The following is a 16,531-nucleotide window of genomic DNA, read 5'->3' as shown; positions in this document are numbered from 1 at the left end:
CTGGAAAGCGGTTAAGAGCCCGTTCAGACTCCAGGGAAAGCCTGCGACGCAGCCCGGCATGCGGACTGTCCCCGTAGAACATGTCTCTTTAATTTACTACAGACGATTGAAATGGCCCATGGCCAATTCCCCACGCGTTCGCAGGTTGTTTACGCCAAACAGCCACGCATTAAAAAACCCGCCGAAGCGGGTTTTGATCAACTGCTTGAACGACGGTGCTCAGCCCATGTGCAGGCCGCCATTGAGCGAGAAGTCGGCGCCGGTGGCGTAGCCGCCTTCATCGGACGCGATCCAGGAAATGATGGAGGCAATCTCCTCGGGCTGGCCGAGCCGCTTGGCGGGCACGCCTGCGACGATTTTCTCCAGCACGTCAGGGCGTATGGCCTTGACCATGTCGGTGCCGATATAGCCGGGGCTTACCGTGTTGACCGTCACGCCCTTGGCCGCCACCTCTTGCGCCAGCGCCATCGTGAAGCCGTGCAGGCCGGCCTTGGCGGTGGAATAGTTCACCTGGCCGAACTGGCCCTTCTGGCCGTTGACCGACGAGATGTTGATGATGCGCCCGAAACCCGCTTCAATCATGCCCTCGATGACCTGTTTGGTCACGTTGAACATGCTGTTGAGGTTGGTGGAGATCACGGCATCCCAATCGGTCTTGCTCATCTTGCGGAACTGGCCGTCGCGCGTGATGCCGGCATTGTTGACCAGCACTGCCACGGGGCCATGCTCGGCCTTGACCTTGTCAAAGGCCGTGACGGTGGAATCCCAGTCGCCAACGTTGCCCACCGAAGCATAAAAAGTATGGCCCAGGGCTTTTTGCTCGTCGAGCCATTTGGTGAAGTCGCGCGTGGGGCCGCAACCGGCGATCACCGTGAACCCGTCCTTGTCCAGCCGTTGGCAGATGGCAGTTCCAATGCCGCCCATACCGCCCGTGACATACGCTACTTTCTTTGCCATTTCGCTCTCCTTGATTTTGTGAATTATTTGAAACCGTTACCTGATGACTTCCCTGCCGAACGGCCCACCGTGGTTCGCTATCGATTTAATAGCTGCTAGCGCACGGTGCAAGCCAGTCTCAGCCTCTTTTACCTTACATTCAGCGTTCCAGCGTGAGGGCAACCCCCATGCCGCCGCCGATGCAGAGGCTGGCAATGCCTTTTTTTGCATCGCGCCGCGCCATTTCGTGCAGCAGCGTCACCAGGATGCGGCAGCCGGACGCGCCGATCGGGTGGCCGATCGCGATGGCGCCGCCGTTGACGTTGACCTTGCTGGTGTCCCAGCCCATCTCCTTGTTCACCGCGCAGGCCTGGGCAGCAAAGGCTTCGTTGATTTCGAGCAGGTCGAGGTCCTGGGCCTTCCAGCCTGCGCGCTGCAGCGCCTTCGTCGATGCGGGTACCGGGCCCATGCCCATGTAGGCCGGGTCGAGGCCGGTGGTTGCGTAGCTGGCGATGCGCGCCAATGGCTTGAGGCCCAGGGCGGCGGCTTTTTTGGCCGTCATCACCATCACGGCGGCAGCGCCGTCGTTCAGGCCCGAGGCATTGCCGGCCGTCACACCACCGGCCTTGTCAAACGCCGGGCGCAGGCCCGCCAGGCCTTCGGCGCTGGTTTTGCGGTTGATGAATTCGTCAGCGGCAAACACCACCGGGTCGCCCTTTTTCTGCGGAATGGTGATGGGGATGATTTCATCCTTGAACTTGCCGGCGTCCTGCGCGGCCGCGGCCTTGGTCTGGCTGCCCAGCGCCAGGGCGTCCTGCGCCTCGCGGTTAATCTCATATTTCTTTGCCACGTTTTCGGCGGTAATGCCCATGTGGTACTGGTTGTAGACATCCCACAGGCCGTCGACGATCATGGAGTCGATCATCTTCCAGTCGCCCATGCGCTGGCCGTCGCGCGAACCGTTGAGTACGTGCGGCGCGGCGCTCATGTTTTCCTGGCCGCCGGCAATGACGATTTCGCTGTCACCCGTGGCCACAGCCTGCGCCGCCAGCATGACGGCTTTGAGGCCAGAGCCGCAAACCGCATTGATGGTCAGGCCCGGAATGCCGTTGGGAAAACCTGCCTTGATGACCGACTGGCGCGCCGGGTTCTGGCCGACGCCGGCCGTCAATACCTGGCCCATGATGACCTCACCGAGCTGGTCGGCATTGAGGCCGGAACGCTCCAGCACACCCTTGATAACGGCTGCGCCGAGCTCGGTTGCGGGTATTTTGGCGAGCGAGCCGCCGAATTTACCGACGCCGGTGCGGCCGGCTGCAACGATAACGATATCTTCCATGATGTGTCCCTTTTTGAAGTTTTAGGATGCGTTTATGAATGCGGTCTAGGGAGGCGCGGCTTGCTGCCTCAGGCTTTTGCCTTGACATAGCGGCCCGGCGCAGCCTCAATGGCTTTGTACTTGCGGCTGCCATAGGTTTTGGGTGCAGCAATTTGCTTGCCAGCATGGCCCTTGAGCCATTCCGACCAATCCGTCCACCAGCTGCCAGGATGTTCTGTCGCGCCTTCGAGCCAACCGGCTTGCGTCGCGGGAAACTTCCCCTGTGGCAGCTTGTCACGGGTCCAGTAGCTTCGTTTTTTCTTGGCCGGCGGGTTGATCACACCCGCAATATGGCCGGAAGCACCCATGACAAAACGTTTTTTTCCAGGCAAGTGCTGCGTGGAGGCATAGGCGCCGCCAATCGGCACGATGTGGTCTTCACGCGAGCCGTAGATGTACACAGGAATGTCGACCTTGCGCAAGTCTACTTTCTGGCCGCACACCACGGTCTTGCCCGGCTTGATGAGATTGTTCTCAAAATAGGTATTGCGCAGGTACCAGGCGTAAAACGGGCCCGGCAGGTTGGTGGAGTCGCTGTTCCAGTACAGCAGGTCAAACGGAGGCGGTGTTTCGCCCTTCAGGTAATTGCCGACCACGTAATTCCAGACAAGGTCGTTTGGTCGCAGGAAGCTGAAGGTGGAAGCCAGGTCTTGCCCCTTGAGCAAGCCGCCCTCCCCCATCTCGGCCTCGCGGTACTTGACCGAGGTTTCGTCGATGAAGATATCAAGGATGCCGGTGTCGGTGAAATCAAGAAACGAGGTGAGCAGCGTTGCACTGGCCACCGGCTTTTTACCCTGTGCGGCCAGCACGGACAGCGCTGTTCCGAGGATGGTGCCGCCCACGCAAAAACCCAGTGCGTTCAGGGTTTTGGCGCCGGTGATCTCCTGCACCACCTCGATCGCCTTGATGGCGGCGTGCTCGATGTAGTCGTCCCACGTCTTCTGGGCCATCGACTCATCCGGATTGCGCCAGCTCACCACGAAGGTGCGATGGCCCTGGCTGACGGCATAGCGGATCAGCGAGTTCTCGGGTTGCAGGTCAAGGATGTAGAACTTGTTGATGCACGGCGGGATCAACAGGAAAGGCTTTTCGTACACCTTTGCCGTCAGGGGCTTGTATTCCAGCAGTTGAAAGAATTCATTTTCAAACACCACCGCGCCTTCGGTGGTGGCAACGTTTTTACCGACCTCGAACACACGCTCGTCGGTCATGGACACGTGGCCCTGCTTCAGATCGTGCAGCAGGTTGGTGAGACCCTGGGCGATGCTTTCGCCCTGGCTCTCGATGGCTTTTTGCTGGGCCTCTGCATTGAGCGCCAGGAAATTGCTGGGCGCCGTGGCCGCCATCCATTGCTCGACCGCGAAGCGCACGCGTGCGCGGGTCTTTGCGTCGCCTTCGACGGCGTCGGCCAGGGCCATGAGGGTGCGGGCATTCAGCAGATAGGTGGAAGCCGAAAATTTCGAGACGGGGTTGGTTTTCCAGGCCGCGCTGGAAAACCTGCGGTCAGAAGACACCAGCGTATCGGCGCCCTCCTGCACCCCCTGGTTCCACAGGGCTGAGGCGTCCGCGATATAGCGCTGCTGCAATTCCTGGAGCCTGGCCGGATCGAACTGGAGTGCCGGTGGGGTTTGGCCTGGGCTGAACGCACCCAATGGTGCGAATCCGTTGTTGGCACCAGTATTGAAGCCGGCGCTTGATCCGGCGTTTGCCATGACACTCATGGCCTGCTGCAGGCCTGCCGCAAAGGTCTCTTGCATCTGCCGGGCCGCTTCGGCCTGCTTTGCGTCAAAATTCATCTTGTCTCCCCGATCCATGTTGAGTCCTGGTGACTCTTTTGAGCACACCAACAGTATCGTAGGATTTGCATTACAAATTGCTCACCAGGGCCGCGGAGTTGCACGTATTTATGTATTTGATTGTCATCGCCTGGATTTACGTTGTGCTCATGATGAGTGTTGCCGAAGCCACCAACAGCAACGGCACACTTCTGGGGGCACTGGTCACCTTTGTACTCTATGGACTGGGTCCTGTGGCATTGGTGGTTTACCTGATGGGCGCCCCTGCCCGCAGCAAGGCGATCAAGAAACGCGCAGCAGCAGAGCGCCTGCAGCAAACTGCAGGCGTGGACGCAGCCCCAGACAAACCCTCACCGTCACACGCGCCAGATGCAGGCGGCCATGCGCCCCGTGGTGCCAAACCCATTGCCGGCGACGCCGGCATCCCGCCGGTGGGAAAAGAATCTTGACGGATTGCCCACGGTGCACCAGGCATCGCTGCCGTCATTGCCGTACACCTGTGTAATCCCTATCGCCTTGAGGCGCAAACGCGCCAACGCCGGCAAGTCGGCCAGGTATTTACCGCTGCCGCACGGCGTAAAGCAGCGGCCGGCGTCAGGCTGCACGGTTTCGAACGCGGCCTTGACTTCAGCGCCGACTTCGAACGCTGCAGGCCCAATGCACGGACCGAGCCATGCTATTGTTTTAATAGCTGCTTGCGCCCGTGCTTGTTGAGCCAGAGCCCGAAATGACTCATAAACTGCCTCAAGTACACCGTGCGGGCCCGTCGGCCTTCCTGCCAGCCCGCGCCAGCCCGCATGCGCTGCGGCCACCACAGCGCCGTCTTCGCTCGCGAACAGCACCGGCAAGCAATCGGCCACCATGATCGTGCAGGCAAGTCCCGCCTGATCCGTCACGCAGGCATCGGCTGACTGGCCGTCAGCGGCATCGGCGCTCAACACCAGCACCTCGCTGCCATGCACCTGCTGAAGGAATACCGGGTGGCTACCCGTTGCCCGCTGCAGCACATCACGGTTCGCCGCAACATTGGCCGGCTGGTCGCCGACGTGGTCACCCAGGTTCAGGCTGTCATAGGGAACGGGCGACACGCCACCGCCACGTGTGGTGAACACTGCACGCACGCCGGCAGGCGCCGGCCAGTCTGGGATCAGCCAGCGTGCGTCCATATCAACCGGATCGGTAGGCCAGTTTTCCGACGGGCCGCCCCCAGGAAACGAGCCCTGGAACATATCAGGAAGGGGCAGTGAACCACAAGAAGTGGGGAACGTGGGGGCCACATATTTAGGCTTCGTTGTCGGGGCAGGCCGAAGGCTGGGCCTTCTGGAAGGCCGGCAGCGCCATGCAGGCGTCGAACGCAGCCATGGTGCGGGGCAAGCCGTCAAAGCTCACGTTAAAGCGTTTGGCATTGAATATCTGCGGCACCAGGCAGCAGTCGGCCAGCGTGGGCGTGTCGCCATAGCAATAGATCGACGCAGGCAACTGGGCCAGCTGGCGTTCAAAGGCCTCCAGGCCTTCACGGCACCAGTGCACATACCAGGCGTTCTTTGCAGCTTCGTCGAGCTTGAGTTCCTTGACCAGGTACTTCAGGACACGCAAGTTGTTGACGGGGTGGATTTCGCAGGCAATGGACTGCGCCAGCGCGCGCACTTTGGCACGGCCCATCGCATCGGCCGGTAGCAAAGCCGGCTCGGGGTGTTTTTCGTCGAGATATTCGATGATGGCCATCGACTGCGACAGCTTTTCCCCATCGACTTCCAGCAGGGGCACCAGGGTGTCGGCGGCCAGGGCGGCGTAAGGCGGCTGCTTGTGCTCCCCTTTGGCAATGTGCACAGGAATGTAGTCGTAGCTCAGGCCCTTCAGCTCCATCGCAATGCGTACACGAAACGACGAAGAAGATCGGAAATAGTTGTGGAGTTTCATCTCTAAAGCATAAACGATGGCCCCCACGGTCGCGCACTTCGTGAGCCTGCGGCATCTCCCTGCCCCTTTCATCACGAAAGGGGGCGCTGCGCCTGCGGCCCGGCAAAGCCGGTTCCGCGGCCCCGGCTGGGTTAAATACCTCCCCGCCGTCGCGCACTTCGTGCGGCTTCAAGCTGAGCTGGTTGAGCGAGCATCAGTGGCAGGGCAATCGCGTGGGCGACTGACGCGCGGGCAGTCCGCCACTACCATTGCCTTTTTGCATTCGCCACTCCCGGAGACACCCATGAGCGCCATCGCCACCTTAGCCAACCACCAGATTCGCCTGGCAAGCCGCCCCGTCGGCTTGCCCACACGCGACAACTGGAGCTTCACCACCGAGCCCGTGGCCGAACCCGGCCCGGGCGGCGTGCTCGTCAAAACCCTGTACCTGTCGCTGGACCCGGCCATGCGCGGCTGGATGAACGACGCCAAGAGCTACATCCCGCCGGTGGAAATCGGCGCCGTGATGCGCGCCGGCGGCGTGGGCAAAGTGATCGCCTCACAAAACCCGGCCTTTGCCGTGGGCGACTACGTGAACGCCGCACTCGACGTGCAGGAATATTGCCTGATCCCGGCCGACCAGATCAAGCGCAGCGGCATGTTCAAGATCGACCCGCGCCTGGGCCTCACATCCTGGCTTAATGTGCTGGGCCTGCCCGGCATGACAGGCTACTTCGGCCTGCTGGAAGTCGGCCTGCCCAAGGCCGGCGAAACCGTCGTGGTTTCCGGCGCGGCCGGCGCGGTGGGCCAGACAGTGGGCCAGATTGCCAAGCTCAAGGGTTGCCGGGTGGTGGGCATTGCCGGGGGCAAGGCCAAGTGCGACTGGGTGGTCAAGGAACTGGGCTTTGACGCCTGCATCGACTACAAGAACGGCGACGTGCGTGCCGGATTGAAGGAACATTGCCCCAAGGGCATCGATATCTACTTCGACAACGTGGGCGGCGAGATCCTGGACATGGTGCTGGCGCGGCTGGCGCGCGGTGCCCGCATCATCATCTGCGGCGCCATCAGCCAATACAACAACACCACGCCCGTGAAGGGCCCCGCCAATTATTTATCGCTGCTGGTCAATCGCGCCCGCATGGAAGGCATCGTGGTATTTGATTACGCCGACCGCTACCACGTCGGTGTGGCGGAGATGGCCGGCTATCTCAAGGCCGGCACCATGAAAAGCAAGGAAGACATCGTCGAGGGACTGGACACTTTCCCGGAAACACTGCTCAAGCTTTTCAACGGCGAGAACTTCGGCAAACTGGTACTGCAGGTGGCCAAAGACTGAGGCCCGATGCGCCGGCTGCTGCCGGCGTTGGGTGCCGCTTACTTCGCATTGCGCACCAGGCGCACGACGGCCGCCGTGGCACGCGGGGCTTCGCCGGCGCTGCCGTCGCTAAAGCCCACAAAGGTGAAATAGCCCGGGCCGGTGCTGCTCGATGTCCAGAAGCGCGCCACGGGCGTGCCCGGAAAAGCATTGGGATCTATCGCCGCCTTGTCCACGTCAGCCTCTCGTGCAGAGACGATGCTGGAGAGTTCTTTGAGAATCGGCAAGCGCCATTCGGCCTCCGGCGCGGAAGCCGCCTTGGCACGCGCGGCCGCATCGGGATGGCTCAGGAAAGCCGGTTGCCCGGTGCAGGTCTTGCCCTTCCAGACCATGCCTTCCGCGCAGCGCCGCCAGACCAGGCCGGTGCGGCTATCGGTGACTTCCTGGTTGTCTGCGGATACGCTGAAGCGCTCTTGCGCAAAACTTGCGCTGGACAAAGCCAACAGCAAAAGGGCAAGACCCAAGGTGTGGACGGAAATGCGGTGCATAGAAATCTCCATGGCCGGAGCGGCCTTGCAGCCTTACGACTTGTTACCAATACTAGGCAAGTTATCTCGCTGCAACCATAGGGAACCTATGTAGGGGGTAGTACTTAGCACTCACGCACTGTTTGTGTGCGGTCGCATCCAGGCGTCAGGGCTGATGCAGCTGGTAGTCATGCCCGAGCCCGCCACCATCAAGAACCTCTTGCGTGACCTGCTCAACCAGGAAATCCAGCAGCACGCGCACGCGCGCCGGCAGGCGCCCGCCCCGGCCGACAAACACCGCATGGATGGGTTCGCGTTCGCCCGGGTTCAGGCTTTCAGCCACCGGCACCAGGCGGCCCGCGTCAATATCGCGGCCGACGTGGAACATCGACATGCGGGCCAGCCCGGCACCCGCCAGCACCAGGTGGCGCAGCGCCTCACCGTCACTGGCGCGCGCATAGCCGGTGATCGGCAACTGCTGAACCTGCCCGTCTACCCGCACCGGCCAGTAATGCATATTGCGCTTGAAGGTATGGGCCAGGCGCTGATGGGTTTCGAGTTCTTCCATCGTCTGCGGCGTGCCATGTCGCGCCAGGTAATCAGGGCTGCCGACAATCACCTGCGCCGTATCACCCAGGCGCCGCGCCACCAGTTGGGACGACGCGAGTGCGCCCCAGCGGATTGCCACATCGGTGCGCTCGTCCAGCAAGTTGACCACGCGGTCGGTCAAGGTAATGTCCAGCAAAATATCCGGGAAGCGCTCGTGAAAGGCCGGCACCAGCGGCAGCAGCAAGCAGTGCGCGGTGGGCATGCTGGCGTTGATGCTGACGCGCCCGCGCGGCATGGCGCCGGCGGCCGCGCCGCGTTCGGCCTCGTCCATGTCGGCCAGCACGCGCGTGCTCTGCTCGTAAAACGTCGTGCCTTCGGGTGTGAGCTGCAGCTTGCGCGTAGTGCGGTTGACAAGCCGCGTACCCAGCCGCGCCTCCAGACGGGTCACCAGCTTGCTGACGGCCGAAGGAGTCATGCACAGCTGCCGGGCGGCGGCCGAAAAACCGCCCTTGTCCACAACCTGGACAAAGGCCTCCATCTCGCCGGAGCGGTTGACGTCTATGCGGGGCATTAGCTGTTATTTTGCGCGAATTATTGTGAATTGAATTCACAAATGATTGTCTTCACTGCATTCTAGTCAAGATAGCACTTAGTCTTCACACTCAGCACATCCTCTTTTTAGGCGACTTTCATGGATGCGCGCAAATCACTCCCTTCACTCCCTTCACTTCCTTTAGGCCTTCTGGCCCTCACCGCCGGCTCCTTCGGCATCGGTACGACCGAATTTGTCATCATGGGCCTGCTGCTGCAGGTCTCAGCCGACCTGGGCGTCACCATCGCCTCGGCCGGGCTGCTGATTTCCGGCTACGCCCTGGGCGTGGCGGTGGGTGCGCCGGTGCTGACGCTGGCCACGCGCAAGCTGCCGCGCAAAACCGTGTTGCTGGCGCTCATGGCCATCTTCACGCTGGGCAACCTGGCTTGTGCGCTGGCGCCGGACTACGGCAGCCTGATGGCGGCCCGCATCATCACGTCGATGGCGCACGGCACCTTCTTTGGCGTGGGTTCCATCGTGGCCACCGGCCTGGTCGCGCCCGAGCGCAAGGCCTCGGCCATCGCCATCATGTTCAGCGGGCTGTCGCTGGCCACCCTGCTCGGCGTGCCCGCTGGCGCCTGGCTGGGGTTGCATTACGGCTGGCGCTCTACCTTCTGGGTGGTCACGCTGATCGGCTTGCTCGCCTTTGTGGTGCTGGCCATTTTTGTGCCGCGCAGCGCGGCTGAAAACGGTACCTCGACCATCCGGCAAGAACTGGCCGGGCTCGCCCGCCCGCAAGTACTGCTGGGCCTCTTGATGACGGTGCTCGGCTTCGCCGGCCTGTTTGCGATCTTCACCTACATCCAGCCCATCCTCACGCAGATCACCGGCTTCAGCGAAGCGGCGGTGTCACCCATTCTGCTGGTATTTGGCGGTGGCTTTTTTGTGGGCAACCTGCTGGGCGGGCGCCTGGCCGACCGCGGGCTGCGCATGTCGCTGCTGGTCACCCTGGGCGCGCTGGCGCTGGTGCTGGGCGTGATGGGGCTTGTGCTGCATTCGCCCGTGGCCACCGTGGTGTTTGTCGGCCTGCTGGGCGCGGCCTCCTTTGCCACCGTGGCGCCGCTGCAGATGCGCGTGCTGCAGCAGGCGCACGGCGCGGGCCAGAACCTGGCGGCCAGCCTCAACATCGGCGCCTTCAATGTGGGCAATGCGCTGGGCGCCTGGCTGGGCGGCCTGGTTGTCAGCAGTTCCTTCGGTCTGGGCGGCCTGAGCTGGCTGGCCGCGCTGATCACCGTGGCCGGCATCGCGGTCACCTTGTACAGCCTGTCGCGCGACAAGTCCGAGCCGCGGGGCATCCCTGTCACTTGCTGAAAGAGCCCTCGCCATGAACACATTTTTCTTTCCAAAGCGGCGCGCGCTGCAAGCCGTTCTTTCATTCGCGTTGCTGCTTGCCAGTGCTTTACCGCAGGCGCAGGCAGCTGGTGCCGGCGTGTGGATGCCAAGCTGGACGGCAAGCCCCCAACCCATCTGGAGCAATGACTTTGTGCTGCCGCTGGGCCTTCCCGCCACGCTTCACGACCAGACCGCGCGCCAGACCGTCCGGGCCAGCGTAGGCGGCTCACGCGTGCGCATCGTGCTGTCCAACGAATATGGCGCGCAGCCTTTGCAGATTGGCGCGGCTCACATCGCACTCGCAGGCGATGCTGCGGGCAGTATCGGTAGACCCGGCAAGGCATTGACCTTCAGCGGTCAACAGACAGTCACCGTACCTGCAAGCGCTGTCGTGATGAGTGACCCGGTCGAAATTCCAGTCGCACCGCTCGGCCGCCTATCGGTCAGCCTGTATTTTCCGCAACCGACACCACTCACCACCATTCACTGGGACGGCCTGCAGCCCGCGCAGATTGCTGCAGGCAATGCCGTGAACGCGAGCGTCCTCAAGGCCGATAGCGTAGTGAACAGCCGCCTCTTCCTCAGCACGGTGTTGGTCGACGCCGCACCGGGCACACGCAGCGTGGTGGCCTTTGGCGACTCCATCACCGACGGCGCGGCGTCCACGCCGGGCGCCGACCAGCGCTGGCCGGATTTTCTGGCGCGCCGCCTGGCCAGTCAAAACGTGGCCGTGCTCAACGCGGGTATTTCGGGCGGACGGGTGCTCAAGAACCACATGGGCATGAATGCACTGGCCCGGTTCGAGCGTGACGTGCTGGGTCAGCCCGGTATTGCCACCGTAGTGCTGCTCATGGGCATCAACGACATCAGCTGGCCAGGCAGCACCCTTGAACCCAAGGAGCCCGCCACACAGACTGACGCACTGATCGCCGGCTACCGGCAGCTGATTGCTCGCGCCAGGAGCCGCGGCGTGCGCATCGTCGGCGCCACGCTGACCCCATTCGAGGGCGCGCTGACAATGCCGGGCTCACCGATTGCCAATTACTACAGCCCCGCAAAAGACGCGGTGCGCCAGCGCGTCAACGCATGGATACGCGACAACGGCGAATTCGATGCGGTGCTGGATTTTGATGCGGTGGCGCGCGATCCGCAGAACCCGCTGCGCATCCTGCCCGCCTATGACTCGGGCGACCACCTGCACCTGGGTGATGCCGGAAATAAGGCGGTTGCTGAATCCATCGACCTGAAGTTATTAATGGGAGAGCGCTAGACCGCGGGCAGGCGCTAGCCGCCCACCACAAGGCGCAAACCAGGCATCAGGCTTTCAGTTTCGGCGCGCCGCTGCAGCGCCATGCGCATGTTCATCTGCGCAACCTCAGTGTGCTCCACCGCCAGTGCCTGGGCACGCGCGCCCTCCCCAGCCTTGAGCGCTGCAAACAGCATGTGGTGCTGGCGGTGCGCGTAGTGCATCCAGTCGCGGTCCTGCTCCAGCGTGGACTGCATGGGCAGCATGGCCGAGGCTGACGCAAAGGGGAGCTTGTCGTTCAATTCGATGGCGCGTTGCAGCGCGCGGTTGCCGCTGGCTTCCAGGATGAGCGCGTGGAAGCGGTCGTTCATGGATGCATAGGCCGCGTAGTTGTCATAGCCCAGCGGATTCGCCGCCAGCGCCCGGTCGCCTTCATCCAGGCAAGACTGCAAATCGAGCTGCAACTGGCGCGACACGCCATGCTCAGCCACCAGCCGCGCCGCCATGCCCTCCAGATGGCCGCGCACTGCAATCGCATCGGCCACTTCGCGCGGGGTGAACTGGCGCACCAGGTATTTGCCGGTGTCGTTGGCCTCGACCAAGCCTTCCTGCTCCAGCGTGACCAATGCGGCCCGCACCGGTGTACGCGAGGCGCCCAGGCGCTCGGCCAGTTGCTGCTCGGCCAGACGCTGGCCGGGCTCGAACTCGCCGCGCAGGATCAGGTCGCGCAATTGCATCAAAACGGTTTCTTGCAAGTTCATGCCCGGGAATGTACACTGAATTTTAATTTTGGTATACCGTTTTGAGGTCCCCATGAACGCTGAACAAAACGAACTGCTCACCCGCATCACCGCGGGCACGCCCTGCGGCAAGCTGCTGCGCCAATACTGGCAGCCCGCCGCGCTGGTCGATGAGTTCAACCCGGCGCTGGACCCGCGCATGGAGCTTCGCCCGGTCAAGGCGCTCAAACTGTTCGGCCTGGATCTGGTGCTGTTCAAGGACGCCTCCGGCGCATGGGGCCTGCTGGACCGCGACTGCGCACACCGCGGCGCCGACCTGTCGTTTGGCCGCCGCGAAAGCGCCGTGCAAGGCGGCGGCCTGCGCTGCCCTTTTCACGGTTGGAAGTTCGCCACCGATGGCCGCTGCCTGGAAACACCGGCCGAGCCCACGGGCAGCAAGCTGTGCGAACGCATACGCCAGCGCAGCTACCCCGTGATTGAAAAAGCCGGCGTGCTGTTTGCCTGGCTGGGCGACGAGGGCAGCGCACCGCCACCCTTCCCCGCTTTTGACTGCTTTACCGCGCCCGCGACACATAGCTTTGCCTTCAAGGGTTTGTGGAACGCCAACTGGCTGCAGGCTTTTGAGGTAGGCATCGACCCGGCGCACCCGTCTTTCCTGCATCGCTTTTTGCAAGACGACCCACTCGATGAAATCGGCCAGAACCCGGCCGGCAAGCAGTTTCGCAGCGCCAGCGCCGGCACGAAGGACGGCGAGCAGTGGCCCATGACGCGCATCATGCGCGAGTTCGCCCAGCCCGACATCAGCTTTGAGAACAAGCCCTGGGGCATGCAGCTGACCGCGCTGCGTGCCATGACCGACAAGCTCACCCATGTGCGCGTGACCAACGCGATCTTCCCGGCCACCTTTGTGATTCCGCTGTCGGAAACCATGACCATCACGCAGATGCATGTGCCGGTAGACGACACGAACACCTACTGGTACACCTTCTTCACCAGCTTTGGCGGCCCGCTGGACCGCGAGAGCATGCGCGCGCAGCGCCAGCAATTCATCGCCCTGCCCGACTACATTCCCAACGCCGGCCGCCACAACAACTGGGGTTTCAACGCCAAGGAGCAGATGAGCACCACCTACTTGGGCATGGGCGAAGAAGACATCAACGTACACGACCAGTGGGCCGTGGAAAGCATGGGCACCATTCAGGACCGCACACGCGAGCACCTGGGCACCTCCGACAAAGTCATCATGGCCAATCGGCGCGTGCTGCTCAAGGCGATTGAGACCGTGCAAAACGGCGGCGTAGCACCCGGCATTGCCGACCCTGCGCTAGCCGCGGCGATCACCGGCCCGGACACGGTGGACGGCATTGCGCCAGCGGGCGAATGGTCTCAGTGGTGGCAGCAAACCGCGTGCGCCAAGCGCGAGGGCGCGCCGTGGCTGGACGCCAAAACCGCCGCCGACTCACCCAGCACCGTCACGCAACCATGAGCAGCTTTGCAGCGCAATGCGGCGTGAGCGACGCCGAAAGGCAGGCTGCGCTGGCTGATGCCACGCGGCGCATCGAGGCGAGCGGCCTGGAGCTGGTGCGCTTCGCCTGGTGCGACCTGCACGGCATGCTGCGCGGCAAGACACTGGTGGCCTCTGCAGCCGGACAAGCCATGACGGACGGCGTCGGCATGGTGAGCACATTGCTGCTCAAGGACACCGCCGACCGCACCGCGTACAAGGTGTTCGAAGCCGGCGGCGCCGACGAACTGCCGGGTTTTGAATTTGGCGGCAATGTGATGCTGCTGGCCGACCCGGCCAGCCTGAAGGAATTGCCCTGGGCCGACAAAACCGGCTGGGTGCAATGCCAGCCATGGTTTCCCGACGGCCGCCCGGTAGAACTCGACACGCGCCGGGTACTGCAAGGCGCACTCGCAAAACTGGCTGAAGCCGGCTACAGCATGAAGTGCGGGCTGGAGATCGAGTTCCACATTTACCGGATTTCCGAGGGTGGCAGCGCTCCCCAACTTGACCCGGCGCTGGCCGACTGGCCGGGCTTGCCGCCAGAGGTGAGCATGATCCATCCCGGCTACCACCTCCTGTCAGAGCAATGGGTGGACATGGCCGAAGAGCCGCTTCGCATCGTGCAGCGCACGGCGCAGGCGCTGGGGCTACCCCTGCTGTCACTCGAAATCGAACTGGGGCCCAGCCAGGTCGAGGCGGTGTTTGAAGCCACCGATGCGCTGACAGCCGCCGACAACATGGTGCTGTTTCGCAGTGCGGTGAAGCAGGCCTTGCGGCGTGCCGGTTACCACGCTACCTTCATGTGCCGCCCGCCCTTTCCCAACATCATGTCCAGCGGCTGGCATCTGCATCAATCGCTGGTGGACCTGAAAACCGGCGCCAACCTGTTCAAGCGCAGCGCTCCTGCAACCGGAAGCACACCAGCCGACGCGCAATACACGCTGTCGGAAGTTGGTGAGCAGTACCTGGCCGGTTTGCTGGCGCATGCACGCGGCATGACGGCGTTTTGCACACCCACCATCAACGGCTTCGGGCGCTTTCGGCCCAACGCACTCGCGCCGCAATCCATCCTGTGGGGCCGCGACAACCGCGGCGCCATGCTGCGCGTGGTGGGCCAGTGCGATGACAACGGCACGCGCATCGAAAACCGCCTTGGCGAGCCGGCGGCGAATCCCTATCTCTACCTTGCCTCGCAGATTCATGCCGGGCTGGATGGCATCGCCCGCCAACTCAAAGCGCCGCCAGCGACTGATGCACCGTATGGCGCTGCGGCAGAAAAAATCCCCACCAGCCTCGGCGAGGCGCTGGACGCACTGAAAGCCGACACCGCTTTGACAGTAGCCTTTGGCGAGACCTTCGTCAGCTGCCTCACACGCATCAAGCAAGCCGAAATCGCCCGCCATGCCGAAGCCGAAAACAAAGACGAGTGGCAGCGCCGCGAGTATTTCAGCCGCATTTGAGAATCGCCTCATGAGCACCATCACTATCAATTTAATAGCAGCAGATGGAAGTACCACGCGGATAAGCGGCAAGATTGGCAAAAGCCTGATGGAGGCGGCCGTCTCAGCCGGCATTGACGGCATTGCCGCCGACTGCGGCGGGCTGCTGACCTGCGCGACATGTCACGTGTACGTACAGGAACCTTTTGCCTCGGATGCCAGCACTCTGCCGCCACCCGACGGTGAAGAACTGGGCATGATTGAATTCACCGCCGCGCCACGCAAGCCCACGAGCCGGCTGAGCTGCCAGATCAAGCTCACACCCGCGCTGGACGGTTTGACGGTAGAGTTGCCGTCTACCCAGTATTAATTACCCCAGAAAGTTGTTCATGATTCTCGAACTCGCCGACATCCGCATTCACCCGGGCCAGCAAGCCGCCTTTGACGAAGCTATCCAGCGCGGCATCCGCGAAGTCATTTCCAAAGCCAAGGGCTTTCAGGGCTTCAAGGTCAACAAGGGCATTGAAAGCCCTGAGCGCTACATCCTGCAGATCTTCTGGGACACACTGGAAAACCACACTGTCGACTTTCGTCAGTCGCCCGCCTTTGCCGACTGGCGAGCCATTGTCGGGCCCTTCTTTGCCGGCCCGCCCACGGTGGAGCATTTCGACCTGGTGGCCAAGTCAGCCTGAGCCTTGGGCCAGGGCCTGGCAAACAGGCAGACAATAAAAACGGGGCTGACTGCCCCGTTTTTATTGTCTGCGCGCAGTTCTGATGCTGGCTACCTGGCCGCGTTTTCGTGGCCGCTGATCAGCTTGCCAAGCAACAGGCCGAGCTGCACCCGCTCGTCATCATCCAGCGGACTCACGATGCGCTGCTGTGCCTTGCTGACCGCGCGTTTCATCTGCAGTGCAACTTTTTCCCCTTCAGGCGTCGTCCACAGCAGTTTGCGGCGCTTGTCGGATGGGTCAGCCTCCCGCTTGACCCAGCCTTTGGCCTCCAGCCGACCGATCACCGACCCGAAAGTGGCCGGGTCAAAGGCAACGCGGCCCGACAGTGTGATCTGGTCTTCGCCCGGGTCGTCCATCAGCGCATTCAGGATGGCGAACTGCACGGGCGTCGCATCAAACCCGGCCGTCTCCTCCATGAAGATCGCAACCGCGAGTTGTTGCGCCCGGCGGATCAAGTGCCCGGGGGCCTCGCTGAAGTTAAAGCTTTTTGCCATTTGCCGAGTTTACCGTTCAGCTTTGCGCTCAGGGTATGTACTAGGGA

General features: G+C 62.5%; 16 protein-coding genes. 7 read left to right on the top strand and 9 right to left on the bottom strand.

The features are described from left to right. Positions 1–219 precede the first annotated feature (219 nt). The 5 genes from phbB to maiA all read right to left on the bottom strand — a co-directional run bounded on the left by phbB (position 220) and on the right by maiA (position 6,030). The gene (gene phbB, locus AC1DYQ_RS02670) at positions 220–957 is read right to left on the bottom strand and encodes an acetoacetyl-CoA reductase (protein ID WP_477685456.1); all 738 of its coding nucleotides are present in this window, start codon (positions 955–957) and stop codon (positions 220–222) included. Positions 958–1,096: 139 nt separating this feature from the next. Continuing rightward, the gene (locus AC1DYQ_RS02665; RefSeq protein WP_477685455.1) at positions 1,097–2,275 is read right to left on the bottom strand and encodes an acetyl-CoA C-acetyltransferase; all 1,179 of its coding nucleotides are present in this window, start codon (positions 2,273–2,275) and stop codon (positions 1,097–1,099) included. 68 nt (positions 2,276–2,343) lie between these two features. Next, positions 2,344–4,110, bottom strand: coding sequence for a class I poly(R)-hydroxyalkanoic acid synthase (gene phaC / locus AC1DYQ_RS02660; RefSeq protein WP_477685454.1), 1,767 nt, complete (start codon positions 4,108–4,110; stop codon positions 2,344–2,346). Positions 4,111–4,466: 356 nt separating this feature from the next. Further along, positions 4,467–5,276 carry a peptidoglycan editing factor PgeF gene (pgeF, locus tag AC1DYQ_RS02655; RefSeq protein WP_477685453.1) on the bottom strand — a complete coding sequence of 270 codons (810 nt, stop codon included), beginning with the start codon at positions 5,274–5,276 and terminating at the stop codon, positions 4,467–4,469. A 115-nt stretch (positions 5,277–5,391) separates the two neighbouring features. After that, on the bottom strand, positions 5,392–6,030 hold the full coding sequence (gene maiA / locus AC1DYQ_RS02650; protein ID WP_477685452.1) for a maleylacetoacetate isomerase: 639 nt from the start codon (positions 6,028–6,030) through the stop codon (positions 5,392–5,394). Between the two features lie 283 nt (positions 6,031–6,313). On the opposite strand from maiA, the gene AC1DYQ_RS02645 reads away from it, so the two are divergent. Further along, positions 6,314–7,348, top strand: coding sequence for an NADP-dependent oxidoreductase (locus AC1DYQ_RS02645; protein WP_477685451.1), 1,035 nt, complete (start codon positions 6,314–6,316; stop codon positions 7,346–7,348). Between the two features lie 38 nt (positions 7,349–7,386). On the opposite strand, the gene AC1DYQ_RS02640 is transcribed toward AC1DYQ_RS02645, so the two are convergent. Further along, positions 7,387–7,875, bottom strand: coding sequence for an Lcl C-terminal domain-containing protein (locus tag AC1DYQ_RS02640; protein ID WP_477685450.1), 489 nt, complete (start codon positions 7,873–7,875; stop codon positions 7,387–7,389). Between the two features lie 145 nt (positions 7,876–8,020). After that, positions 8,021–8,974 (bottom strand): LysR family transcriptional regulator, encoded by a 954-nt coding sequence (locus AC1DYQ_RS02635; protein ID WP_477685449.1) that lies wholly within the window; start codon positions 8,972–8,974, stop codon positions 8,021–8,023. 120 nt (positions 8,975–9,094) lie between these two features. Between AC1DYQ_RS02635 and AC1DYQ_RS02630 the strand changes: the two genes are divergently transcribed. Both AC1DYQ_RS02630 and AC1DYQ_RS02625 read left to right on the top strand, forming a co-directional pair. Continuing rightward, positions 9,095–10,306, top strand: a complete 1,212-nt coding sequence (locus AC1DYQ_RS02630; RefSeq protein WP_477685448.1) for an MFS transporter — start codon at positions 9,095–9,097, stop codon at positions 10,304–10,306. A gap of 13 nt (positions 10,307–10,319) precedes the next feature. Next, a complete protein-coding gene (locus tag AC1DYQ_RS02625) occupies positions 10,320–11,597 on the top strand; it encodes an SGNH/GDSL hydrolase family protein (protein WP_477685447.1) in 1,278 nt (425 codons plus the stop codon). 14 nt (positions 11,598–11,611) lie between these two features. On the opposite strand, the gene AC1DYQ_RS02620 is transcribed toward AC1DYQ_RS02625, so the two are convergent. Next, positions 11,612–12,334 carry a GntR family transcriptional regulator gene (locus AC1DYQ_RS02620; protein ID WP_477685446.1) on the bottom strand — a complete coding sequence of 241 codons (723 nt, stop codon included), beginning with the start codon at positions 12,332–12,334 and terminating at the stop codon, positions 11,612–11,614. 52 nt (positions 12,335–12,386) lie between these two features. On the opposite strand from AC1DYQ_RS02620, the gene AC1DYQ_RS02615 reads away from it, so the two are divergent. Genes AC1DYQ_RS02615 through AC1DYQ_RS02600 form a run of 4 tightly spaced genes read left to right on the top strand, consistent with a single transcriptional unit; the run spans position 12,387 to position 15,951 of the window. Further along, the gene (locus AC1DYQ_RS02615) at positions 12,387–13,799 is read left to right on the top strand and encodes a Rieske 2Fe-2S domain-containing protein (protein ID WP_477685445.1); all 1,413 of its coding nucleotides are present in this window, start codon (positions 12,387–12,389) and stop codon (positions 13,797–13,799) included. After that, the gene (locus AC1DYQ_RS02610) at positions 13,796–15,280 is read left to right on the top strand and encodes a glutamine synthetase family protein (protein ID WP_477685444.1); all 1,485 of its coding nucleotides are present in this window, start codon (positions 13,796–13,798) and stop codon (positions 15,278–15,280) included. Before AC1DYQ_RS02615 ends, AC1DYQ_RS02610 begins: the two co-directional genes overlap by 4 nt. 10 nt (positions 15,281–15,290) lie before the next feature. Further along, entirely contained in the window at positions 15,291–15,629 is a 339-nt protein-coding gene (locus AC1DYQ_RS02605; RefSeq protein WP_477685443.1) for a 2Fe-2S iron-sulfur cluster-binding protein, read from the top strand. 19 nt (positions 15,630–15,648) lie between these two features. Then, positions 15,649–15,951 (top strand): antibiotic biosynthesis monooxygenase family protein, encoded by a 303-nt coding sequence (locus tag AC1DYQ_RS02600; RefSeq protein ID WP_477685442.1) that lies wholly within the window; start codon positions 15,649–15,651, stop codon positions 15,949–15,951. 89 nt (positions 15,952–16,040) lie between these two features. Here AC1DYQ_RS02600 and AC1DYQ_RS02595 read toward each other — a convergent pair whose 3' ends face one another. Then, a complete protein-coding gene (locus AC1DYQ_RS02595; protein WP_457280374.1) occupies positions 16,041–16,484 on the bottom strand; it encodes a MarR family winged helix-turn-helix transcriptional regulator in 444 nt (147 codons plus the stop codon). Positions 16,485–16,531: the final 47 nt, after the last annotated feature.

It is taken from the genome of Polaromonas sp. P1_F4 (genome assembly GCF_056405675.1).
This window is presented reverse-complemented; position numbering and strand designations above follow the sequence as displayed.